This is a genomic window from Leptospira bourretii (assembly GCF_004770145.1).
GTDB classification, from domain to species: domain Bacteria; phylum Spirochaetota; class Leptospiria; order Leptospirales; family Leptospiraceae; genus Leptospira_A; species Leptospira_A bourretii.
On the sequence record NZ_RQFW01000016.1, the window covers coordinates 115,749 to 140,385 of the forward strand.

14 protein-coding genes are annotated in these 24,637 nt (G+C 36.5%); 11 read left to right on the forward strand and 3 right to left on the reverse strand.

Annotated elements, in window-relative coordinates; all coding sequences use genetic code 11:
- Positions 1–17 precede the first annotated feature (17 nt).
- Genes EHQ47_RS10890 through EHQ47_RS10905 form a run of 4 tightly spaced genes read left to right on the forward strand, consistent with a single transcriptional unit; the run spans position 18 to position 6,701 of the window.
- A complete protein-coding gene (locus EHQ47_RS10890) occupies positions 18–1,904 on the forward strand; it encodes a PP2C family protein-serine/threonine phosphatase (protein WP_135747640.1) in 1,887 nt (628 codons plus the stop codon).
- The gene (locus EHQ47_RS10895) at positions 1,901–3,205 is read left to right on the forward strand and encodes a sensor histidine kinase (protein WP_135747641.1); all 1,305 of its coding nucleotides are present in this window, start codon (positions 1,901–1,903) and stop codon (positions 3,203–3,205) included. Before EHQ47_RS10890 ends, EHQ47_RS10895 begins: the two co-directional genes overlap by 4 nt.
- A 42-nt stretch (positions 3,206–3,247) precedes the next feature.
- Entirely contained in the window at positions 3,248–5,509 is a 2,262-nt protein-coding gene (locus EHQ47_RS10900; protein WP_167483282.1) for an NAD(P)-binding domain-containing protein, read from the forward strand.
- Positions 5,478–6,701, forward strand: a complete 1,224-nt coding sequence (locus EHQ47_RS10905) for a glycerate kinase type-2 family protein (protein ID WP_135747642.1) — start codon at positions 5,478–5,480, stop codon at positions 6,699–6,701. Before EHQ47_RS10900 ends, EHQ47_RS10905 begins: the two co-directional genes overlap by 32 nt.
- Here the strand turns inward: EHQ47_RS10905 and EHQ47_RS10910 are convergent.
- A complete protein-coding gene (locus EHQ47_RS10910; RefSeq protein WP_135747643.1) occupies positions 6,681–8,027 on the reverse strand; it encodes a C69 family dipeptidase in 1,347 nt (448 codons plus the stop codon). The two genes, EHQ47_RS10905 and EHQ47_RS10910, sit on opposite strands and share 21 nt — an antisense overlap.
- 54 nt (positions 8,028–8,081) lie before the next feature.
- On the opposite strand from EHQ47_RS10910, the gene EHQ47_RS10915 reads away from it, so the two are divergent.
- Genes EHQ47_RS10915 through EHQ47_RS10930 form a run of 4 tightly spaced genes read left to right on the forward strand, consistent with a single transcriptional unit; the run spans position 8,082 to position 15,649 of the window.
- Positions 8,082–10,592: a cation-translocating P-type ATPase gene (locus tag EHQ47_RS10915; RefSeq protein ID WP_135777184.1), complete on the forward strand. Its 2,511-nt coding sequence runs from the start codon at positions 8,082–8,084 to the stop codon at positions 10,590–10,592.
- Positions 10,593–10,629: 37 nt separating this feature from the next.
- Positions 10,630–11,496 carry a patatin-like phospholipase family protein gene (locus tag EHQ47_RS10920; RefSeq protein ID WP_135777185.1) on the forward strand — a complete coding sequence of 289 codons (867 nt, stop codon included), beginning with the start codon at positions 10,630–10,632 and terminating at the stop codon, positions 11,494–11,496.
- 8 nt (positions 11,497–11,504) lie between these two features.
- On the forward strand, positions 11,505–13,430 hold the full coding sequence (locus EHQ47_RS10925; RefSeq protein WP_135777186.1) for a hybrid sensor histidine kinase/response regulator: 1,926 nt from the start codon (positions 11,505–11,507) through the stop codon (positions 13,428–13,430).
- A 44-nt stretch (positions 13,431–13,474) separates the two neighbouring features.
- Complete coding sequence (locus EHQ47_RS10930; RefSeq protein WP_135777187.1) at positions 13,475–15,649, forward strand: ATP-binding protein; 2,175 nt, start codon at positions 13,475–13,477, stop codon at positions 15,647–15,649.
- Here the strand turns inward: EHQ47_RS10930 and EHQ47_RS10935 are convergent.
- A complete protein-coding gene (locus tag EHQ47_RS10935) occupies positions 15,646–17,766 on the reverse strand; it encodes a SpoIIE family protein phosphatase (protein WP_135777188.1) in 2,121 nt (706 codons plus the stop codon). The genes EHQ47_RS10930 and EHQ47_RS10935 overlap by 4 nt on opposite strands.
- Before the next feature lie 116 nt (positions 17,767–17,882).
- Between EHQ47_RS10935 and EHQ47_RS10940 the strand changes: the two genes are divergently transcribed.
- Both EHQ47_RS10940 and EHQ47_RS10945 read left to right on the forward strand, forming a co-directional pair.
- A complete protein-coding gene (locus tag EHQ47_RS10940) occupies positions 17,883–20,270 on the forward strand; it encodes an ATP-dependent Clp protease ATP-binding subunit (protein WP_135777189.1) in 2,388 nt (795 codons plus the stop codon).
- A gap of 73 nt (positions 20,271–20,343) precedes the next feature.
- Entirely contained in the window at positions 20,344–21,171 is an 828-nt protein-coding gene (locus EHQ47_RS10945) for an aldo/keto reductase (protein WP_135777190.1), read from the forward strand.
- A 27-nt stretch (positions 21,172–21,198) separates the two neighbouring features.
- Here EHQ47_RS10945 and EHQ47_RS10950 read toward each other — a convergent pair whose 3' ends face one another.
- A complete protein-coding gene (locus tag EHQ47_RS10950) occupies positions 21,199–22,242 on the reverse strand; it encodes a hypothetical protein (protein WP_135749024.1) in 1,044 nt (347 codons plus the stop codon).
- 19 nt (positions 22,243–22,261) lie between these two features.
- Here EHQ47_RS10950 and EHQ47_RS10955 point away from each other — a divergent pair, with 19 nt between their 5' ends.
- Positions 22,262–24,637 (forward strand): ATP-binding protein, encoded by a 2,376-nt coding sequence (locus tag EHQ47_RS10955; protein WP_135777191.1) that lies wholly within the window; start codon positions 22,262–22,264, stop codon positions 24,635–24,637.

Sequence of the window (24,637 nt, forward strand, 5' to 3'; positions counted from 1 at the left end):
ATCGGAATTGCCTTCCCTTGAGATATTTGTTTATCCTCCTTTTTTTCTTTGTTTATCCCCTTGGAGCAGACGTAATTTCCTTGGAATCCGGTTGGACTTTTCAAGAAGAAGGTAAAAAAGAAATTAATCCTGTGTTAGTTGGTGTTCCTCTAGTTAAACAAGGATACACAGTTCCCTTGCGAGGAAAATATCGACTAAAGATTTTTGTTCCAACTTTTCCAGAGTTTTCACAGGCAATCTATATGGATCGGGTACATTCTGCGGACCAAACTTTTTGGAATGGAGTTCCCATTGGCACAACTGGAAGTTTTTCACCTGACTATTACCCTTATTGGCATAAAGTTCGTTACTATGAGATTCCAAATTCATTATTGAAGCAGGGTGAAAATGAATTGGTTGTGGATATTGAATGTCGTGAAACACAGTTTAGGTGTGGTATCTTTCGATCAATTCCCTATTTTGGGACCCAAGACGAAATCAAAGATAAAATGGTTTTTGAAGATGTGAACCAAATCCTTATTGGTGCTTTATTTTTTGGGATTTTTCTGCAACAAGCAATCGGTTATGCTTTGAATCGATCTTCAAAATCTGGATTGTATTTAGCTGGTACGGCTATCTTCTTTGTGGGTTGGAGACTACCTTCTATCAATAAGATTCATTTTTTACTGATAAATCCGGAAATTCTTGTAAGACTTTTGTTTTTTTGCCAGTTTATTTTTCCCGTCTTTATCATGTTATTTGTGCATACTCTTTTTGATCGACGGATTACTAAACTTGCAGTCATTACATTCTTTTTAGACACAGTCCTTGCTTTCACACAACTGTTTTCGATGGAACCTGATCATCGATTTTATTTAGTTTATATTTGGTATTTTTTACTTGCTGTTAAGGTTCCGATCCTAATCCAGCTACTGGTCAGGAATTATAAAAAGACAGCGGAAGCCATAGTTGTATCCTTGGGGGCACTGGTAGCAACATTATTCGGAATTGCAGATGTCCTTACTGATTTGATAACTGGGAAAAATGCTTACCTAACTCAATATGGAATTTTAACATTTTTATTTGCAGGTGTACTTGCCATTGCTCTACAAAGTGCTAGGACGAGAAGGGAACTTCGAAATCTGAATGAATCACTTGAAATGCTCATCACCTTGCGCACACAAGAACTACACAAACAATATAAGTTGTTACATGATGATTTGGTGATGGCTGCCGGATTACAAGCCAAGTTGATCCCTCCTATGGAATTTAAACACAATACACTCAGTGTTGCTTCTGTATTTATGCCAATGGAAAAAATTGGTGGGGATTATTTTGATTATTATATTCACGAAGACGGCTCCGTAACATTTTTGTTATGTGACGTTCTTGGGCATGGGATTGCTGCTGCTTTGATCGCTAGTATGTTAAAGGTCAATTTTTTAGAGATAGCTCCTAAGGTAAAAGATCCCGCTACCTTTTTGTTAGAGTTAAACTTGAAAATGTTGCCAGTAGTCGAAAAAAATTATATCACTGCCGTTGTTAGTCATTTTGATTTAAAACATTCCATTTTAAAATATTCGGTGATGGGACACCCGAGTCCTTATTCCATGAATGTTGTTTCTAATTCCTTAACACCGCTAGGGGGAAGGGGGCCAATTATGGGTTGGAAAAAAGACATCCTAGTGGAAACATTTTCTCACCGACTTTCACCAGGGGATCGTTTCTTTTTTTATACCGATGGGATTACGGAAAGCCAAAATAAAAATAGGGAATTGTACGGAGAATCAAGGTTAAGGGAACAATTAGTGAGCGGGTTCCATCTTTCCCTTTCCGAATTAAACGAAAAAATTAAGAAGGATATTCGGAATTTCGCATTTCGTTTGTCAGATGACGTAACATACTTTACGATCGATATTAAATGAAAACTTTTTTGGATCGATTGGGAGTATTTCGGTTACTCAATTTAGGGGTGGCTGAATATTTGGGTTTAGAAACTTCCGTTCGGGTTCAACTTTCCAACTTGGTTGCCATTTTGGGAATTTTTTCAAATATCGAATATTCCATTTTTTTTGTAATCGCAGGTGCTCCTCATTATCTGATCATGAATGTCATTCATGTCCTTGTTATCTGTTCTTTAATTTATGTTTTGTATCTAAATACGAGGGGAAGGTATTTTTTTTCTCGGATTCTCTTGGTGTTTACAATTTCAGTTCCATTGTTTTGTGTTTCTACAATTAGTTTTGGAACATCCGGTGGGTTTTACTATTATTTTCTAATGTTTGCCATTGTGCCTTTTGTGATTTTTTCATACGATGAGAAGGGTTGGATTTTTTTTGTATTCCTTATGAATACAAGCTTTTATATCTGGTTTGAGTTTTTTGGAAGTCCAGGTGTGTTCGAAAAAGGAACGTTATTATATCATAAAGAAGTTCAGGATTTGTTTCGTATCAATTCCGTTGTGTCATGTTTATCTTTTGTAGCTTTATTTATGTTTTATTTTTTAAGAAATATCAATCGAATCCAAAAGGAAATGGCAAGGATCAATGATCATAAAGATCGCATTTTTTCTATTCTTGCGCATGATTTGAAAGGACCAATTGGTACGATTAGTACGTATTTAGGATATATAACAAAATCTTTGCCAGAAAGAGAAGAGCTTCTTTTTGGTTTAACGGAACTGAAAAAAAGTACAAACCAAACGTATTTGGTTTTGGAAAACTTATTGGACTGGGTTAGGAATGAAACGCAAAAAACTCAATGTAATCCCAAAAATTTAAATCTCTCTTCGATTTTAAAAAATGCCCTAGACTTACTCAATATTCAAGCAAAAGACAAAGGTATCTCTTGGGAAACAAAAGTTTCAGAAGGTCATTTTGTATATTGCGATGAACGAATGACTGCGACTGTCTTACGCAATATATTATCCAATGCGATAAAATATTCTCACCCGAATAGTAAGGTTTTAATTGAAACTGAAAAAAACTCCGATTGTATCGAAATACGGTTTCAAGATTTCGGTGTGGGTATGGGTCCTGATTTACTTGCCAAAATTCTTGAAGGGAAACGATTTGATTCAGGTTTTGGAACAGCTGGTGAAAAAGGAACAGGTCTCGGTTTGCTTGTCTGTAAAGAGTTACTTGAGGAACAAGGTGGAACCCTTCAGATCAGCAGTAAACTTACTGGGGGGACAAAAATTAGCATTCAACTTCCCCTTGCGGATTAAAATCATTTCTTTTTTTTTAATCATTTAGTCCAATCAATAAGTATGTGGCCATCAACTTATTTTCGTTGGTTAACCAAATCTGCCCCAATGGGGCCTGTTGAAGTTTACCCAGAATTATCCGAATCGTATGAAACAGACTTACCTAATGTTTTTATCATTGGTGATTTAACTGGTGTTCCACTACTCAAACTTGCCGCCGAGAGTGGGGTGAATGTATGGAAACACATTCGTGAAAATAAAGAAGACTGTTTAGATGCTGTGATCATTGGGTCAGGGCCTGCCGGTCTTTCATGTGCATACGAAGCGAAACGGTTAGGCAAAAAGTTCATTCTCCTTGAAGCAAATATTCCATTTCAAACCATCCAAAGTTATCCAAAACATAAACCCATTTTTGCAGAACCAAAAGGATTAGATTCCAAGTCCAGAATTAAGATTACCGATTCAACGAAAGAGGACTTATTGGAGTATTTGAATGCCCTAATCAAAGAAGACACAATCACTATCCAAACTGGGAAACGTGTTGTGTCCATCCAACCTGAGGGCAAAGTATATAAAGTGCAAACGGAAACAGGTGAATCGTTTTTTACCAGTTCTGTTGTAATCGCCATTGGAAAATCAGGTGATCCAAAGAGATTGGGTGTGAAAGGTGAATCGAACCCTTCTGTATTTTATCGTTTTTTTGATCCTTCTGATGCAAAAGAAAAATCTGTGGTGATTGTTGGTGGTGGTGATAGTGCCGTCGAAGCAGCAATCGCCTGTTCACGTTATGCGAAATTGGTAAATTTGGTATACAGAGGAAAGGAGCTTACACGGCCGAAACAAAAAAATAAAGAAGAATTGGAAAAGTTGGTTCGAGATGGAAAAGTCAAACTTCAACTTGAATCAGAAGTCACAGAAATTTCCGAACAAAACTTATTTGTGAAAACATCTGTAGGTTCGGCCAAACTGAAATTTGATTTGGTTTATATTTTGATTGGGAATACGGCTCCTACCCAATTCTTAAAAAAATTAGGTATTAAAATTCAAAATGAAAAATCACTTTCTGATTGGGTTGGATTCAGTTCCCTTTTATCTTTTGCAGGTGCAGCTTATTTGGGGAAGGCTTCTTTTTATGGACCTGGATGGTTTTCGCCTTTGGCAACAGTCTTTGCCGCGATTTCATTTTTGTCCTTATCCTTTTTTATTTATTTAAAATGGAATTTCAATCATCTGAAAACTACTTCTTGGGTTTTGTTAAGAAATACCTATTTACTATTTGTGTTTTTTTACTTTCTTTATGCATACCTATCCGCCACTTATTTTGGTTATACTCTCTTTGGTAAATATCCATCTTTCCACTATACAATGTTATACTCACTGACGATTCTATTTTTTGGAATCAGAAGGATTTTTGTTAGAAAAACAGATTATATCTTTTACCAAACGATCAGTTTAATCTTTGTTCAGGTTTTCTTTTTGTTTTTGTTGCCTGAATTAATTTTACCAACCCTTGGTGATTTAGGATATTTAGGAACATCGAATGGTTATATTAGAACAGAAATATTTCCAAATGACGCCTACTGGAAAGCTTATGGGTTTATTTTGGCATGGCCACTCAGTATGGGGGTTTTGTATGATGGAGGGATCACCAATTTTTGGTTAGGTTATGGTATTTTGTTTAGTTTTGGGTTTATACCTTTTTTAGTTTATCGTTATGGTAAAGGTGCTTATTGCGGATGGATTTGTTCTTGCGGTGGACTTGCAGAAACTTTAGGAGATGAACATCGGCAGAAAATGCCACATGGAAAATGGGCCTATCGTTTGGAACATTCTGGCCAATACATTCTGGCTTTGGCATTTTTGTTAACATTCTTTAAATTATTTGGAGTTTATGGAAAAAAGATACACCCTGATTTAGAAATTTCTGAAGTTATGGCTGATTCAGTAAAATGGCTTTACGATCTCATTGTGGACATTGGGCTTGCTGGTGTTGTTGGAGTTGGTTTTTATTTTCTTTTTTCTGGAAGGATTTGGTGCAGAATGTTTTGTCCACTTGCTTCTTTGATGCATATCTATGCTCGTTTTAGTAGTTTTCGAATTTTTTCTGATAAAAAGAAATGTATATCTTGTAATATTTGTACAAAAAATTGCCATCAAGGAATTGATGTGATGGGTTATGCAAGTAGAGGCATTCCTATGGATAGCGTACAATGCGTACGTTGTTCAGCATGTGTGTCACTTTGCCCGACGGACGTTTTAGAGTTTGGGCGATTGGTCCCAGCTGGGATTCAGTATGATTCCCTCACTGCAAAAACAAGGAAATAAACAACTGAATGCTTTAAGAAAAGATATTGAAGAACTATTTTGGGAAGGAGTACGAAGTGCAACACCCGAATATCTTTCACCAGAATTTTGGAACAATCATCCAGATCTTTGTGAAGTATTCAAAAATCCTCTGAAGAAAAACTATGTTTTTGCCCTCGGAAAAGCTGCTTACTCGATGGCTTTGTCTTTTCAAAAGTTTTTTCCAGTGGAGGCTGGTTTTATCCTTACTAAGTACGACCATCTTCCAAAAGAAATACAAAGAAAGGGACAAATGGATGTATGGAAATGCAGAGAAGCCGCTCACCCCATACCAGATAAAAATTCCGAACTATTTGCAAGAGAAGTGTTGGATGAAATTTTACAGCTAGATGAAGATCACCAATTGATTGTTTTGTTATCTGGAGGAGGGTCTAGCCTTTTTGAGATACCGGAAAAGGGATATCTACTTAAAGATTTAATTGAACTAAATGAAAATTTGTTAAAAAAGGGACTTTCCATTCAAGAAATCAATTCGGAAAGAAAAAAATATTCGGCTGTAAAAGCAGGTAAACTCTTAAACAAACTCAAGGCTCAGTTAAAGGTTTATACGTTTGCAATTTCTGATGTGTTAGGTGATGATCCCAATGTCATAGCTTCTGGACCAAGTTATCCGGGAAGTGAATATTATGTGATGGGGAATCTAACTTCTTCTCTGCGGGCAATGGAAAAAAAAGCCAAAAGTATTGGTTATGAAGTGAATACCATTTCCGATTCATGGGATTTTTCCAGTGAAATCACTGCAAAAAAATTCGTTGATGAGTTGTTAGATGGAGATACTAATCCTAAAAAACAAGCCATTTTACTCGGCGGGGAGCTTGTATGTCCTGTTGATGGAACAGGGTTAGGAGGCCGAAACCAAGAAACGGCGCTGCGTGTGGCCATCCTAACGGAAGGTTATCATACGGATCGGGAATGGTTATTTCTTTCTTGTGGGACAGATGGAACGGATGGTCCCACTGATGCTGCCGGTGGAATTGTTGGTCCAGGGATTACCCAAAAGATGAAGGAAAAAGGTTGGGATCCAAAAAAGGAATTATTAAATTCTAATTCCTATCCCATCTTGAAAGACATGGAGGCACTCCTTTTTACGGGTGCTACTGGAACTAATGTCAATGACCTATTGATTCTTTTGTTAGCGGAACGGAATTCCTAATTTTTTATTTTGTCCCGACCAATACAATTGGAAGAATGGATTTTGCCATCGACTTGTTCCAATTTTGGAACGGATGAGTTCTTCATCTATTTTTTTCAAAACGTTCACATGATCTTTTAAAAATCTCCATTGGACTTCTTCTTTTTTTTGAGGAGAAAGAAATTCTTTGGAAATATTTAAAATAGATTCTTGGATTCCGATTAATGCAGGAAGTAAAATCGACCGAACTGCTTGGTAATCAAAATTGGATTTTCTTGCAATTGATTCGTGTAACCACCATAAGGTTTCGGAATAAGTTTTATTGGATGATAAACTCGAAGAACCTATGAAGTTTTTTGTTCCAAAATAAAATGGTTTAAATAAACTTAAACACGGTGTGGATGTTCCTGTATAAAATACTCTGAGTGGGTCTTGGTTGGTTTCAGAAGTGTCCCATTCAACAATTAAACTTCCGTTCGTTTGATTCGGTGTTGTGGGTCCTGTCGCATGTAAACATAAGGATTTCATTGAAGAAGAAGATGGTTCGAATTCATCGTTTTCGATCGTATGTGTTTTTAAAGTGTCCATAGCATGTTTTGTAGTATAACTTGCATTTTCCAATTCTAAACTTTCTGCAGTTTTTTGGTGCAGAGATCGTCTGTCTTTGCAATGGCTCATATATGTATAAAATCGATCGCTAAAATGGTCTTTAAAAGAAAATTCTTGATTAGGTTTATTTCGAAGTTTATCTATTAAGTTAGGTGATGAATATTCAAAATCGGAACCAATTGTGAGTCCATTTGAAATGGCATAAAAAGTATCTATTTTTTTTGCTACCCAGTAACGATCTGCAGTTTCTAATACATATCCATCTTTTCTATCTGCAATGATAAAGCTGTTATGATAAAAGAAGGACTGATTTTCATAACCTCCACATGCATCTTGCCCGTAAGTTTCTAAAAGTTCGGTAATAAGGAATAATCCATCTTTAGCCGATTTACATCTTTCTAAAGCCAAACGGATCAGGTCCATTCCTGTTAAACCATCATTTTTTTTTGGTATTTTTAGATTGGTAAAAACTGCTTCATTGCCAATACAAAGTCCGAATTCATTCACACCCATCTCTGCACCCCACATATGAAATGGTTTGCTCAAAAAAACTTCATAAGTAACGGGAGTTTGCGGAATCTCAATATAGGTAGTACGTAGTTTTGAACCTTTTTTATGTTCTAAACGAGGAACATGAAGTATGGATTGTGCTTCGTTTGGTTCGCGATCCGAGTTTTTCGCAAAGATTCTTTTTTGAGTTTTGGTAAATTTTTCAGTGGCAAGAGAGGTGTCGCACATTCTAGAATGTTAAACAGATTTTTTATAAAACACAAGAGCAAATCAAATAAGAATATGCCTTCGATTCCAAAACAAATTTCAGAATACATCCTCATGGGTTTAACCCAAGAACAGGTTCGAAAAAACCGTACCAAGTATGGTGCTAATGAAATCAGCTCTTCAAAGAAGAAAGGGATTTTTCAGATGTTGTTTGGGGTTGTGACAGAGCCGATGATTCTGCTTCTCATTTCCATAAGTATCGTTTATTTGCTTTTGGGTGATCGTGGAGAGGCTCTTTTGTTGTTATTTTCCGTTGTCGGCATCATCACGATTACTTTTTACCAAGAGAAAAAAACAGAAACTGCAATCTCTGCCTTACGTTCACTAGCGAGCCCAAGAACCAATGTCATTCGTGACAAACAAATCATTCGGATCGAAGGAAAAGATGTAGTTTATGATGATCTATTGATTTTGAACGAAGGAGATCGAGTTCCTGCTGATTGCGAATTGATCTCTGATCGAATGTTTTCTTGTGATGAGTCTTTGTTAACTGGAGAATCGGTCCCTGTTTCCAAATCACAATCCAATTCTGTTTTTTGTGGGTCGTTAGTTGTTAGTGGAGAGGGAGTTTGTCGTGTGAATGCTGTAGGAAATCACACAGAAATTGGGAAAATTGGGCGTAAAATTGCCGATGAAACAGTTGGCCGAACATTACTCGAAATAGAAGTAGCACGTCTTGTGCGTAATTTATTTATTGTGGCTGCTTCTTTATGTGTCATCCTTGCTCTTTATTTTGGAATTGTCAAAAGCCAATGGTTACATGGTCTACTTTCGGGTTTAACATTGGCAATCGGATTGATGCCAGAGGAACTGCCACTGGTGTTAACCATATTTTTTGCCTTAGGTGCATTTCGTTTGAGTACAAAAAATGTTTTGGTTAGGAGATCATCAATCATTGAAACTTTAGGTGCGGCTACGGTTCTTTGTTCTGATAAAACGGGGACCATTACCCAAAATAAAATGAAGGTTGGGATTGTTGTTACAAAATCTGAAACAGCCACTTTGCATCCAGAATCCAATCTTTCCGAAGATGTAAAAGATTTATTACAAATTGCTTATTGTGCCTCCAAACATCCAAGTTTTGATCCAATGGATATCGCTATATCCGATTGTTTGGTTTCTTTCCATGAAATAGATGATTCGGCTTTGTTATCTGTGAAAGATTTTCCGTTGACACCAGACCATTTAACGATGGTTCGTGTATTGCAAGAAAAAAATGCCTACCAGAGTTATGCCAAAGGTTCTCCAGAGGCAATTTTTGATTTATGTCAATTTGATTCTGCAGAGTCAAATTTTTGGACAACAAAAACAAATGAATTAGCAAAAGCAGGATACAGAGTTCTTGGTGTTGCCAAATCAAAATCACCATCTTCGAATATTCCTGAAGAAAGAAAACACGTTGATTATTTGTTTTATGGACTATTGGCATTTTTAGATCCCATTCGTGAGATAGTTCCTTTGGCAGTAAAAACAGCCTACGATTCGGGAATTCGTGTGATTATGATTACAGGAGATTATCCAGAAACTGCTAAAAACATTGCAGACCAAATTGGATTAAAGGATTCTCATTTGGTTTATACGGGAAAGGCTTTGGCCAGTTTGAATGAAACAGAATTACAATCTGTCATCCGAACTTGTAATGTTTTTTCTAGGGTAAGCCCGGAAGACAAATGGCGAATTGTTCGTATGTTAAAAGCGGATGGTGAGATTGTTGCTATGACAGGGGATGGTGTCAACGACGCTCCTGCATTGCGTACGGCAAATATCGGTGTGGCAATGGGGGAAAGAGGAACTGATGTTGCGCGAGAAGCAGCCGACATTGTTTTGTTAGATGATTCATTCTCTTCTATTTTGGAGTCGGTAAAGATCGGAAGGCAAATTTTTGATAACTTAAAAAAAGCATTAGGATACTTGATTGGAGTTCATATCCCAATTGTTGGTATTACATTTTTTCCGATTATTTTTGATTGGCCTATTGTTGTTTTATCTGCCATTCATATTGTATTTATGGAAATGGTCATTGATCCTACTTGTACAATTGTATTTGAAAGGGAATCGCAAGAAGCTGATTTGATGAAACGAAAACCGAGGGAAACATCGGAACCACTTTTGGATAAAGAATTGTTTATCAATTCCTTGATCCAGGGTGCCATTTCTTTGTTATCTGTTGTATCATCATATTGGATCACTGAGTTGTTTTTGAAAGGAAATTCCTCTCCAAAGGTTGTGAGTACGGCTACTTTTGTTACATTAGTATTTTCGAATTTATTCTTAATCCTTGCCAATCGTTCGCTCCATGAGTCGATGTGGAGTCGGATGCGAATTCCCAATCCAATCATTCGTTTTGTTTTTGCGGGGACAATCGGTGTGCTTTTTTTGGCTATGTATTTGCCCGGTTTGAATGCTATGTTTCATTTTGTGCCACTTAATTTTGTTCAGTTTTCCTCGGCGATACTGGTTGCATTTATTGGAGTATTGTTCTACGATATGACAAAAGTTTTGGTTTCAAAATTACTTCGTGGCTGACATGATCGTGGTCTGTTTCTAAACTTAGCAAAAGCTTATGATAGAACTCTTCTTTCCTAAAAAGTATTCTGCTCTTTGTTTGAAATCCGCCTTTTTTGGATTTTTTGCGCATACAGGATTTGTGCGCGGTTTACAAGAAATTGGTTTTAAACCCGCCGTTGTCACAGGGTCAAGCTCTGGTGCAATGATCGGTGCCTTATATGCGACCGGCCGAGAAATGGTCGAATTTGAATCTCTTATTTTGGGACTAAGAAAAAAGGATTTTTGGGAAGGGAATTCTTTGTCAATGTTAGGTCGATTGTTACGCAAAGGTTTAAATGGTTATAGTGGGGTCCTTACTGGCAAAGCCACTCGCAAAATCTTATATCCATATCTTGGAAATAAAAAGTTTTCCGACTTACCAATAAAGTTAGGAATCGCCGTCTCCAATCTATCAAAAAACAAAAGAGAACTGATCACTGAAGGAAATGTATTAGATGCGGTGATGGGCTCAATCGCATTCCCATTTTTATACGAAGTACAAGAATTTCAGGGGCAGGAATTTTTGGATGGTGGTATTGGTGATGGCGAACCAATCAAAGAATTGATCTTGGATCCTAGTATTGATCGCATTGTCATACACCAAATCAATAATCATAGACCTGTGAGTCGAAACACAATGAAGCGCGCGTTAGATGCTTCTGTGCAAATTATCGAATCGGAAACTGAAGATTTAAAATCATTGTTGGCAAAGGAAAAAGGAAAAAAACTAATTCGTTTGGAGACAAACACTCCTTACCTTTCTCCCAATGACTTCTCAAAAGGTAAATTTGCTCTTGCCGAAGGGCGTGGAACCGCTTATCGGCATAGGGTAGAAATTTTGGGTGAACTGGAGCTACCAGTATTTGGTTTTTTTAATCAATAATTCAAATTATGGACATCCAAAAGAAACTCAATGTATTGATTGTTGAAGATTCTCTTGCTTCCTACAAAGCAATTGTATCGGTTTTGCAAAACTTTGGGTTTTCTATATTTTCAGAAAGAGCTGAGTGGAAATCAGAATTCGAACAAAGAATCAATGATGAAACATGGGATATCGTGATCTCAGACTTTTATCTTCCTGATTTTGATGGTCGTTATGTGATCTCTAGAGTCAAAGAAATCAATCCAGAATTGCCTGTGATTCTTGTTACGGAATTTTTACCAGAAGAAGCTGCTTCTGAATTTTTAAACTTAGGCGCAGCAGAATTTTTACCTAAGTCGTCGATCATTAAACTTCCATTTGTTGTAAATCGTGAATTGGAAGCTTACCGCCTAAAACAATCACAAAAAAAAGCTTGGGATATGTTGGTTCATGGAGAAGAACTTTTAACACGTTCCCAAAAAATTTCTCATCTTGGCCATTTTGAAGTAATCTTTCCAGAAAAAAATACTTTATGGTCTTTAGAGTTGTATCGAATTTTAGGATTTGATTTTGCGGAAAATCCTTTGATGGAAAAAGTATGGGCACTTTTAGATGAAGCAGAGCAAGACCATATCAAAGTTGTTTGGTCTGATTTACTTAGGGACAATCATTCAAAGGAAATGATTGTCACCTTAAATACAAAATCTGGTAGAAAAAAAGTAAATCTTTGGTTGGAAGCAGAAAAGTTTGAAGGCTCAAGATTTAGAATTTTTGGAACCATTCACGATATTTCGGATTTGTCTGAATTAGAACACTCCATTCAGTTGAACGAACAGTTGTTTAAGGGTATCTTTAATAATTCCTCACAAGCAATTTTTCTTTTGGATTTACAAGGTCATGTGATTCGTATGAATCGTAATGCCGTGATTTCTTTTGAAAGAGAGGAAACTGATGTCCAAGGTTTGGAATTGATTCGATCTATTTTTTCGAATTCCGATGAAGAATCTAAAAAAAAATTAACTTACGGAATGAAGTTAGCTTTAAAAAATCAAAGTTTCGAGGTATTTGTCAGTTATAATTTGTTAGATGGAAGGGAAAAATACTTTGATTGTGATTTTTATTCATTAACGGACACATCTGGGAAAATTTTGTATATAGTCTTAGAAGCCAAAGACATTACCGAAAAAATTGTATTAGAACGTGCATACGCCCAATCCCAGAAATTAGAAGCACTGGGAACGTTTGCCGGTGGTATCGCCCATGATTTTAATAATTTACTCACTCCAATGTTAGCTTATGTTTCTTTTTTGAATTCAGAATGGTCTAAGGGTACCACGAATGAGGCAATTCAAAAATCATTACCAGCAATTGAAGGAATTTCCAAGTCTTTGGATCGGGCAAAAAACTTGATCCAACAAATTCTTACTTATTCTAAAATCGATAATTCCATTTCCAAACAATTGGATCTTAGGGAAAACTTATTACAAGTTTTAAAGGAGGTAAGAACTGTATCTTCGAACCAAATCACGTTGTTTACCGACTTAGGAAATGAACCTGCTTATGTGAATGCGGATCCTATTCAAATCTTTCAAATACTATCGAACTTATACGAAAATTCAGTGTTTGCCTTGCAAGATATTCCATATCCAAAAATTACAATCTCTCTTTCAAAAGTTTTGTATGAAAAATCAGAACTACTTCATGTTGGTTTTATGAAAAATACAGAATATTGGAAATTGGGTTTTGCTGATAATGGAGAAGGAATCCCAACAGAAATTATCCAAAAAATCTTTGATCCATTTTTCACAACCAAAGGTGGGAAGGGAACGGGTTTGGGATTGCCGATCATTTATGGAATCATGGTGAAGATGGGTGGAACAATTCTAGTAAATTCTTCGATTGGCAAAGGAACAGAGTTCGATCTATATTTTCCTGCCTGGAAAGCTATGCTTTAATCAATTGACAAGATCATTCTTTTGTATTACTAAATGATGATCCCATGAATAATTATTTCCAGAGAAAGCACTTCGAGTCCCTCTATCTAGGTTTTTTATGGGGACTTCTTGTATTACTTTTGCTTTCTTCTTTTTTTTTCTTTTATCAAGTATATGAAAGTCGTAAAGATCGAAATTTATATGAAGACCAGAGTCGTTGGAATGCATTTTTAATTCAATATTCTTCTTATTTAAAGGACGCAGAAACTGGAGTCCGTGGTTACCTCCTAACTTCGGATCCAGAATTTCTGGAACCTTATAAAAATTCTCTCCTTCAAATGCAAAAACTCGAGACTTCTCTGAGAGAAGAATGTGAATTCATGTATATTGGCGAGTTAGAGTCCATCATTCGAGCCTACCACCTAAAACTAGAATACATTCAAAATTTTATAAAATATTTTCCTAAGAAACGTCCCGGGAAATTGGATTTTATTGAAAGCAAAAGACGAATGGATGTTTTTCGTGATGAAGTCCAATTGCTTTTGGATAAGAAGTTAGAAAAGGAAAATTTAGAAAAAGAAACAAATCGTAAGTTTACCATTCGGTTAATTGCTACTTCAGGTGGATTATTTTTTATTTTATCCATTCTTATATTGTGGATGATCTTTGTATTAAAAAGAAATACGAGAATATTAGTTGAAAAGGAACTAATAGAAGATCGTTTGTTTGAGATCGACGACTTGTATCAAAACTCACCAGTTGGATTTCATAGTTTAGATGCAAATGGATTTTTTGTAAAAGTCAATCGAACTGAACAGGAATGGTTGGGATATACAGAAGAAGAGTTAGTTGGAAGAATCAAATGGCCAGATCTTCTTACTGACGAGAGCAAACAAGTCTTTCAAACTAATTTTCCTGTTTTTAAAGAGAAAGGTCGGATTGACAATTTAAGGTTTGAAGTCATACGCAAAGATGGAAGTTCCTTGTTTTTGAATGTATCTGCGACGGCCATATATTCTAAAGATAATGAAATGATCAGATCGCGCTCTGTGTCTTTGGATATTTCGCAAATGATTTTGTATGAAAGGGAACTGATTGATTCTCGAATCCGTGCTGAGGATGCAAACCGAGCCAAGTCAGAATTCCTTTCCAACATGAGCCATGAATTAAGAACTCCGCTGAATGCAGTGATCGGGCTTTCTATGTGGCTAATGGAAGACAATCCAAAGCCAGAACAGGTAGAATACTTGAGGAACTTACGTTTCTCTAGTGAAACACTTCTTACTTTGATCAATGACATTTTAGATTTTAACAAAATTGAAGAAAGGATGATCATTATAGAAGAAATTGATTTTAGTCTTAAAGATTTTATCAGCTCTGTTTCTTCTTCTTTTGAGATTAAAGCCAAAGAACAACTCCTTTCGTTCCAAACAGAAATTGATGAAAAACTTCCTGAATATATTTGTTTTGATCCCACTCGGATGTTGCAAGTTCTTAACAATTTATTATCTAATGCCGTGAAGTTTACTAAAGTTGGGAAAATTACACTTCGCGTTCATTTGGTTTCAAAAATTGGTAATGAAGTTGTGATTCGATTTGAAGTGGAAGATACGGGAATAGGAATTGCATCCGAGAAACTTAAATTTGTATTTGAGAAATTCACCCAAGCAAGTGGAGACACAACTAGAAAGTATGGTGGCTCTGGCCTCGGACTTGCCATATCAAAAGGACTTGTCGAATTAATGAAAGGCAATCTTGAATTAGAATCTGAGTTGGGAAAAGGATCGAAATTTTCTTTTACCTTTCCATGTAAAATCGGAAAATCAAACACCAATAGACAAATTCATGCATTAAAGGATTCTTCTGATTTAACTGGTAAAAGAATTCTTGTTGCTGATGATATTGAAATTAATCGCTCTATCGTAGTTCGTTTTTTAAAACGTTGGGGTATTGAATCGGAAGAGGCAGCAGACGGTGAGGAAGTATTACAAAAGTTGGCCAATGGAAAATTTGATTTAGTTTTGATGGATTTGCATATGCCAAATATGGATGGTTATATGGCTGCGAAACAAATTCGAGATAACCGTAGTTGGAAAAACTTACCGATTATTGCTTTAACTGCTTCTGCACAATTAGAAACACAAGATAAAATTCATTCAGTAGGAATGAATGACTTTATCTCTAAACCTTTTTATCCTGATGATTTATTTCAAAAACTAACACACTGGATTGTAATTTAAGTTTCTTTATCCAAAGAGATGGCAAGTATTGTAACATCGTCATCAGAACGTTTTGACTTTTGGAACTTTTCTACTTCTGTGATCACTTGGTCACAAATTGTCTGTGGGTCTTTGTCGGCTAATGTTTGTAAAATGGATAGAAATCTTTCCTCTCCAAAAAGTTCACCCGTAGTTGATTTTCTTGCTTCAATCACACCATCCGTAAATAATATCAAAGTACCAGATTTCGGGAGAGGTAATGTTTTTTCGACTACTTGCGCTTCTATGTATTCGTTTATGGCTCGCCCTTGGCTTGTGATATGTTCGATATTTCCATTTCGATCTAAATAAATCAATGGGTGGTGGCCTGCATTGGCTATCTTCATGATATTTTTTTCTGGATGCAGATAAACAAAAAAGGCGCTCAGGAAATGTCCAGAAAGAGAACTTAGAAGAGACAATCGAATTCGTTCTGCTGCATAGGCGGGCCTATCTAGGGAATCATCCCAGATTTGAAGGGAAACTTTTGCCATGGATGCAATCATTGCCGCAGGAATTCCGTGACCTGAAACATCGCAGAGAAATAAACCTATTTCATTTTCTTTTACAATGAATTGAACAAAATCACCACCAATGTCAGATGCTGGTGAATAACGAAAGCCCAATGCATAACCATTTGCATGTGTCCTTTTTTGTGGCAATAAGCCACTTTGAAGTTTTTGTGCAATTTTTAACTGGAGGTCTAATTCTTGTTTTTCTTCTGTTGCTTTTCTGTAATCAGATACTTTTAATACCAGTGCCATTGACAAAAAGAAAACTTCTATTGCGGAACCTAACGGCAGTGAGTAGGACGATAAGTGAATGGGTTTGATGAAACCTTGAACGGTTAATGTATTTAAGGCGCCACCGAGTAGAATCGAACCGAAAGCCAGTAGGAAAAGAACCACTTCGAGTTTTTTTTTGCTTTTGATCACAGCCATAAGAGAAATGAAGAGGACAAGCAAAATAGGTATGATCACTAGAGAGACACCTAATTGAATGAAGTTTCTCAGTTCTAAGAAAAAGATAGTAAAGATTAAAGAAATAAATAATAGGATAAAACCTTTTGCTAGTTTATTAACTTTAGGAAAGTTTTTTTCGGTTTCTAAAAATTCTATCGTAAAAAGTAGACCAAAGACTGAAGTCAAATAAATCGTGATCGGAAATAAATAATTTTTCCAAGTATGTGAATTTCCTATCTCAATGTATTGCATAAAGCCAGTGGAAAACAAATTGATCAAGAGAACCGTTGCTAAATAGAAAAAGTAAAAGAAAAATTTTCGATAACGCAATGTATTCGCTAAGAATAAACTGAATAAAAACATCATAAAACCTGCGCCGAAATAAGCCGCAAAGAATATATCTTGTTTTTTGGAAAAGGCGATGAAACTTCGCGAATTATAAATAGAAACAAAATTAAAGATTGGATTTGCTGAATTAATTTTTACGTATATAGCGCGAGTTTCATCCGGTGAGAGTGTGATAGGGAATGCCGGGATGTGGGAGTATATGGGTTTGTTTTTTTGTAGGACCTGCTCTCCGGAAACTTGTGTAATCCAGTTCCCTTTCACTTGTGTATGCAGTTCAAAAACATCTACCACAGGACTTGAAAAATGCAAAAAGAATGTATGTGGTAAGTTTCCGTAGTGGATCAATGTAATTCTTAACCAAAGTGGATCTTTCACTTGTGAAAAAGAGATAGTCGCTTTCGGATTTGGACGCCAAATTGTGTCCTCTCTTAGAATTCTGTCCAAACTAGATTCTTGTTCTGGAACAACGACATACTCAAAATATTTTCCAATGTCTCTATAATTTTTTGATTCCTCAATGGAAAGAGGAAAAGCCTCAAGAGAGGACTGAAAACAAAGAAGAACCACAAAGAAAGGAATCCAGGGTGTGAGGTTTTGTAGAAACGGCAGTCTGTATTTAGGCTTTTGTATTTCTGTTTTTTTAGGGAAAGAGAAACTGCAATCTGCTCCCCGCACGAACGATCTAGATAACGCTGTTATTTTTTCAATTTTGGCTCTGTCCAACCGCCTAATCTTGTTCGAAGGAAATTTGGGTGAATTTGGGAAAAAAGAAAGCCAGTTTCGAAACATTCGCACTATAATAGGACGAGAATTGCAGAGAGAAAGTGATTTTCCGTGAAAAAACTTGTAACAAGAACGAGAAATTGGCAGTCAAATGGTTAGAGTGCTAAAAAAGGGGAGACACAATGAAACAGTATGATTCCAACGTCCAAGGAGCTTTGGACATTGCACAGACAGAAGCCATGAGGAGACAAAATACAGAAATCACTCCTTACCATTTGGTTTGGGGGTTTATGACCCTGCCGACTTCTGTTTCGGGCAAAACATTAATTAAGTATAAATCGACAGTGGATGAATTTCTAAAGAAGCAAGCACGTGCCTCTGGAGAGATTCCTTTTGAGTCCCTCAGGACCTCACCCAAGTTGGCTCAATGGTTTACGATGGCTTCTTCTCGGGCTGCCGAAAATGGACGTGAGGAACTGAAAGAGGCTGACTTTCTTAAATTTTTACCGCAGGTCTTACCTGAGTTAAAGATCAATTACGAAGATTTACAAGTGAAGGAAACGGATGAAGAAGTACCCAACTTTCTTGTGAATTTGAATGATTTGGCAAGGGAAGGGAAACTAGATCCTGTCATTGGAAGGAGCAAAGAGATTCGTTCCGTGATGGAGATTTTGGGAAGAAGGTCAAAGAACAATCCTGTGTTAGTTGGTAGTGCGGGGGTTGGTAAAACTGCCATTGTAGAGGGTCTTGCGGAACAAATTGTAAAAGGAAGAGTTCCCGATGTACTCAAAGGAAAAACCATTTATTCTTTGGATATGGGCCAACTGATGGCTGGGACAAAATACCGTGGTGAGTTTGAAGAAAAACTAACTGCCTTACTTCGGTATATTAAAGGCCAAGCAGGTGAAGCAATTCTTTTTATAGATGAAATCCATCAATTGGTGGGAGCAGGTAAAACAGATGGAGCTATGGATGCCGCCAATCTTTTGAAACCAGCTTTGGCGCGAGGAGAACTCCATTGTATTGGTGCAACCACTCAGGACGAATTTCAAAAATACATTTTAGGTGACCAAGCATTAGAAAGAAGATTCCGGGCCGTTCCTGTGAATGAACCTAGTAAGGAAGATGCCATCGAAATTCTTATGGGGATTCGTGATAAACATGAAATCCACCATGGGATTAAAATTTCAGATGAAGCGATTTATGCATCTGTCCTTTTGTCTGACCAATATATTACCGATAAATTTTTGCCAGACAAGGCAATCGATTTAGTGGATGAAGCAGCCTCTGCTTTAAAACTTTCAGCGGAGGCAATGCCTACGGAACTTGTGGAATTGGAGAGCGAAATTCGCTCCAAAAAAATCTTTGCTCAAGTAGAAAAGAAAAATGAAGAGATCTTAAAGGAAATCGAAAGTTTAGAAAAAAAATTCCAAGCTGGCAAAGTTGTTTGGGAAAAAGAAGTAAATTCGTTAAAACAAATAGCTTCTATCAAAAATAAAATTGATCGAGTGAAATTTGATTTGGATGCAGCCCAACAAAGAGCGGACTATACGGAGGCTTCTCGTTTGAAATATGCGGTCCTTCCTGAATTGGAAAAAGAACTTAGTAATTTCCAAAACAGTTGGATTTTAGAAAGAAACCATATAGCGGCCGTTATTTCTAGACAAACAGGAATCCCAGTAGAGAAAATTCTAAAAACGAAACAAGATAATTTACTTCATTTAGAAGAAGACTTGAATACTGTTGTTTATGGTCAGAAGGAATCCATTCGCGAAATTGCGGATACTCTTCTTACATCTTATGCCGGTATATCTTCAGAATCAAGACCGCTTGGATCTTTTTTACTAAAAGGACCTACCGGTGTAGGAAAAACTGAAACTGCTAAAGCCATTGCCAAATTTTTATTCGATCAAGAAACGAATTTGGTTCGTCTGGATCTTAGTGAATATTCGGAAAAACATTCTGTTGCAAAACTGATTGGAGCACCTGCGGGTTATGTTGGTTATGATGAAGGTGGAATTCTTACGGAAGCCATTCGAAGAAAACCATATTCGGTAGTTCTTTTTGATGAAGTGGAAAAGGCACATCCTGATTTTTCTGACATCCTACTTCAAATTTTGGATGAAGGTAGATTAACTGATAACAAAGGTAGAACCATCAATTTTAAAAATACCATTGTGATTTTGACTACGAATTCAAAAAACATTGAAATGGATTTTAAACCAGAAGTTTTGGGAAGATTGGATGCAATTCTGACCTATCATTCGTTAGATTCTTCGATTATGGAGAAACTAATTGAAAAACAAGTTCGTCAGTTGAATGAACGTTTGAAGGTAAAAGGAATTGTCATTGAACTTTCGGAAAGCACGGAACATATATTGCGAGAACAAGGTTTTGATCCAAAATTTGGCGCAAGGCCCCTTGGCAGTGTGTTCAACCGAATTGTCAATCGTCCTTTAGCAAAAGAAATTTTAGCTGGATCCATTGGTGAAGGAACTTACCGAGCCGATTGGAATGGAGAACAATTACAGTTTGCACCCATTCCTGAGCCAGTCGGATTTAAGAAGTAAATTTTCAAAACTTTGAAGCGAATCCAAGGATAGTGGTTCTATCCTTGGATTTTTTTAGTCTAAAATCTATTCTATGACAAATCTTAAAATCTCATCTGTTTTGAAATCCAACCAAACGGTATCCGTCCCACAGTTGGGACTTGGAGTTTGGAAATCTCGTCCAAAAGAATGCCTAGATGCTGTCAAATCAGCTTTATCACTGGGTTATCGCCATATTGATACTGCTGCCATCTATGGAAACGAATCGGAAGTGGGTGCGGCAATCAAAGAAAGTGGTATAAATCGAAGCGATATCTTTCTTGTCACAAAACTTTGGAATGCTGACCAGGGTTATGACTCCGCATTACGTGCGATAGATGTTTCTTTAAATAAATTGGGTACAGATTATGTTGATATGTATTTAATTCATTTTCCTGTCTCAGGGAAAAGAAAGGAATCATGGAAGGCACTGGAAAAAATAAAAGCAGATGGAAAAGCAAAATCCATTGGGGTTAGTAATTTTATGGTTTCGCATCTTGAGGAACTATTAAAAGAAACTGGAACTGTCCCTGCAATGAACCAAGTGGAATACCATCCTTTTTTGCAAGACATCGAGTTAAAAGAGTATTGTTTGAAAAAAGGAATTTTACTCGAAGCATACAGTCCTCTGGCTCATGGACAAAAGTTAGAAGACCCTCGGATCACAGCACTTGCAAATCGTTATCAAAAATCAAATGCACAAATTTTAATTCGCTGGTCTTTACAAGCAGGTCATGTGGTGATCCCAAAATCAAAAAATCCAGTTCGTATTAAAGAAAACGCAGATGTATTTGATTTTGTTTTATCAGATGAAGATATGTTGGAAATCTCCAGTTGGAATGAAAACTTCCGGACTTGTTGGGATCCCACCACAGTGGAATGATGGGACCGAAGGATATAGAGTCACTTTTTATTTTTTAGAAAAAACAAGGACTGCCGATTGACGGTTGTCCTTGGTTCCTAAATAACCATAACCAAAAGGAAAGGGAAGAGTATTGTCATTTGAATGATCACTCAAACTTTTTAATTCTGGTTGGGTCTCTGGAGTGACTGCTCCAGATAAATTCCATGATTTTTCATACCTTCCAAAAACTTGACGATTCCAACTTTCCTCTGGAAAAAATCGAATCGGAAAGCCGGATTCATCTTGGACAATAAATTCTGCATTTTTGAGCAAAAGTTCTCTAAATAATTTTCTTTTTTCACCATGAAATAAATATTCTGCTGACTTCGTAAAGATTCCTATATTGGAAAGATTTGAGAAGTATTCATATAAGCCATCACCAGAAGTTCCTTCATTTCCAATTAAGAATATTTTAAAATAGGTAAGTGATTCTTGTTTTTGTAGTTTTGTATCATAGAGGGAGATTGTAAATCCCTTATAAGTAATGCCTTTGCCTTCAATTGTTTCTTCTTTGGAATCTAGAATTTCTTTACCCATACGACGAAGGAAGGCAACAAATACAGGGTAAGCACCATTGAGTTCCTTTTTCTTTGTTTCTTCTTTCATTTTTCGGTAAGTAAAGTAATTTCTTCCGGCTAGGTGGTCAGATAGATTTCTGATTCCTTGTTTTACTATTTGTTTTTCTTTTTCTGAAAGTGAACTGTATGAATTTGGATAACCAGGATCTTCTAATCCAAAAAGGATATAACGATCGGCATTAGGATAAAATGAAAAAAGATTTAAAACATCAATTCCGCTAAATGGATAAACAACGGTTTTAACTTTGGGTTGGTAGTTTTTTCCTTTTAGGTAGTCGGTGATCGTATCTCTAGTGTTTGTTAGTTTTTTCCAACTGAGATCCATTTCATTTTTATGAAGAATGTCTATGTCTGTTAGGCCCGCCCATTCATCATAAACGTGAGTTTCGGCAAAAGCGATTTCTGTTTTCTTTTCTTGGAGATGGCAGTGAAGGGTTAAAAAAAATAAGCAAATAATTAATTTCTTCGTCATATCTTGTCGGTAGGTTTGTATGGAAATCAGCGAGGCTATCGATAAAGTACTAAGTGCAAAGAAGGAGTTGGAAGCTGCCTGGGATGGAAACCCATTACCTTCTTTTGTTTTAGACAATCATCTTAAGATCCTCAGATGCAATGCTTCTGCGACGGAACTTTTTCAGACATCCTTTTTTCATCTTTTAGGTAAGGATTTTGTTGAACTATTTTGGAAGGAAGAAATCCAAGAGGAGATCCGAAACTCTTTGGTTCGTAGGTCAGAAAAGTCCTCATTTCCTGTAATCCTTTCTCGGTTGGAAGGTTCTTTTCAGCTGCTTTCTCAATTTATTTCAGAAGAGCGGAGTGTTGTTTACATTGTAAATCTAGATACAATTCGTGTTCCTGAAAATCGAGAGGAAGAGGTTCGGCTTAAATTAGCTTTAGAAAGTGGACAAAGTGGTGTTTGGGATTTTTCGCTTCGTTTAGGTAAGGCGTATTTTAGTCCTGAGTATGCGAGAATGTTAGGGTTTGAACCAGAACGTTTTCCTCAAAATTTTTCTCATTGGGAAACTTTGGTCCACTGGGAAGACCGTGAACAAATTCGATCCTTATTTGAAAACTATCTCAACGGTTCTCTTGATTCTCATGATTTAGAAATTCGAATGTTTACTAGATCTGGAAAAACCATTTGGGTTTGGAGTCGTGGTAAGGTTGTCGAAAGAGACGAAAATGATCTACCGGTGCGAGTGATCGGAACTCATATTGATATAACGGAACGTAAAAAAACAGAGATCCGAACAGAAGCTGTGATTGAAATCGGTCAAAAAAGTTCTCTGATGGAAAGGGAAGATAACATTTTACTTCTGGCTTTGAGATATTCCTTACAACTAACAGAAAGTAATTGGGGTGTTGTTCGTATTTGTCGTGATGGAGTTGTCATTAAAGAATCTGGTCTGTACACGATGAGAGACCAATCGAATTCTGTATTTGTACCTATCGATTCCACAACCACGTTGCCACGTACAATTCGGGAATTACCTCTTAAGTTTAATTTAAAAGATAATGAATCTGTAGAACTTACTCTTTATAATAAAAGAACTGATTATGAGAGTATCGATTTTAAAGAAGTGGAATTACTCGGTACAGAACTAGTCCATATTCTCATTCGGAAAAGAACCGAAGATTTACTTTTGGCAAGTGAGTGGAATCTGCAATCAATCGTTGAATGTTCCCCTAATGGTATACTGATTTTAGTGGATGGTAACATTCAATTTTATAATAGAAGTTCAGAAATTCTACTCTCGCAGAACAAAAATCAGATGAGAAATAGAAAAGTGTCTGAAGTATTTGGTTTTTTAAATGGAGAAGATCCTTTTGAGTTTATTCAATCGTTATCAAATAACGGATTTGCTCCTGATCAAAATGTCGTAGAAAAAAATATAATCCTTTCGAATGGTCAAAAAAAATGGATTAGTTTTTGGGCGATAGAGATCATATATAATGGGGAAGTTTCTATTTTAGTTTATTTAAATGATCTTTCAAAGGCAAAAGATACAGAAATACAATTGTTACAAAGTGAAAAGTTGGCAACCATCGGTCAATTGGCTGCGGGGGTAGCGCATGAGATAAACAATCCAATGGCATTTATTTCAAGCAATTTGGAAACGATGAAGCGATATCATAAGCAGCTAACTACAGTAATGGCAAATGTACATTCAGTGCTTCAGAAAAACCATATGGATCCTGCGGTTTCAAAAATTCTAACTGATTGGGATCGTTATGATCTATCTAATGTTCTTTTGGATACATCTGATATTTTGGAGGAGTCTATTGACGGTGCTAGCCGTGTCGTTGAAATTGTTCGTAATATCAAAAGTTTTGCGCATGTAAATAAAGAAGAAAGTTTTGTCCGTTGTAATTTGAATGAGGTGATCAACTCCGCCATTAATATTAGTCATCACAATATAAAATACGATAGCGTGGTTGAGTTTTCCTTTGATAAAAATCTTCCCGAAATATTTTGTCATCCACAAGAGATTGGGCAGGTGATCATAAATTTACTAGTGAATGCTGGCCACGCAATTGAAGAAAAGAAAAACCATGGTTTGTTTCCTGATACCCAGGGTGAAAAACCAGGGAAAATTGAAATCAAAACTAAAAGTATTTATTCTGAATACAACCAACAATTTGCTGAGATTAAGATTAAAGATAACGGAATTGGAATTCCTGAAGACATCCAGTCAAGAATCTTTGATCCTTTTTTTTCAACGAAAGAAACAGGCGAAGGCACTGGACTTGGTTTGTCTATCAGTATGGATATCATACGAAAACATAAAGGGAAAATAGATTTGGAAAGTGTACGTTGTGAAGGAACAACGTTTTCGATCATGTTACCAACAAATCTGGAGGATTAG

Excerpts from the sequence above, each read along its gene's own strand:
- EHQ47_RS10920 (WP_135777185.1), top strand. The coding sequence starts at position 10,630 with ATGATAGAACTCTTCTTTCCTAAAAAGTATTCTGCTCTTTGTTTGAAA.
- EHQ47_RS10950 (WP_135749024.1), bottom strand. The coding sequence starts at position 22,242 with ATGACGAAGAAATTAATTATTTGCTTATTTTTTTTAACCCTTCACTGC.
- EHQ47_RS10915 (WP_135777184.1), top strand. The coding sequence starts at position 8,082 with ATGCCTTCGATTCCAAAACAAATTTCAGAATACATCCTCATGGGTTTA.
- EHQ47_RS10940 (WP_135777189.1), top strand. The coding sequence starts at position 17,883 with ATGAAACAGTATGATTCCAACGTCCAAGGAGCTTTGGACATTGCACAG.
- EHQ47_RS10905 (WP_135747642.1), top strand. The coding sequence starts at position 5,478 with ATGATTCCCTCACTGCAAAAACAAGGAAATAAACAACTGAATGCTTTA.
- EHQ47_RS10900 (WP_167483282.1), top strand. The coding sequence starts at position 3,248 with ATGTGGCCATCAACTTATTTTCGTTGGTTAACCAAATCTGCCCCAATG.
- EHQ47_RS10895 (WP_135747641.1), top strand. The coding sequence starts at position 1,901 with ATGAAAACTTTTTTGGATCGATTGGGAGTATTTCGGTTACTCAATTTA.
- EHQ47_RS10935 (WP_135777188.1), bottom strand. The coding sequence starts at position 17,766 with ATGTTTCGAAACTGGCTTTCTTTTTTCCCAAATTCACCCAAATTTCCT.
- EHQ47_RS10925 (WP_135777186.1), top strand. The coding sequence starts at position 11,505 with ATGGACATCCAAAAGAAACTCAATGTATTGATTGTTGAAGATTCTCTT.
- EHQ47_RS10930 (WP_135777187.1), top strand. The coding sequence starts at position 13,475 with ATGAATAATTATTTCCAGAGAAAGCACTTCGAGTCCCTCTATCTAGGT.
- EHQ47_RS10945 (WP_135777190.1), top strand. The coding sequence starts at position 20,344 with ATGACAAATCTTAAAATCTCATCTGTTTTGAAATCCAACCAAACGGTA.
- EHQ47_RS10955 (WP_135777191.1), top strand. The coding sequence starts at position 22,262 with ATGGAAATCAGCGAGGCTATCGATAAAGTACTAAGTGCAAAGAAGGAG.
- EHQ47_RS10910 (WP_135747643.1), bottom strand. The coding sequence starts at position 8,027 with ATGTGCGACACCTCTCTTGCCACTGAAAAATTTACCAAAACTCAAAAA.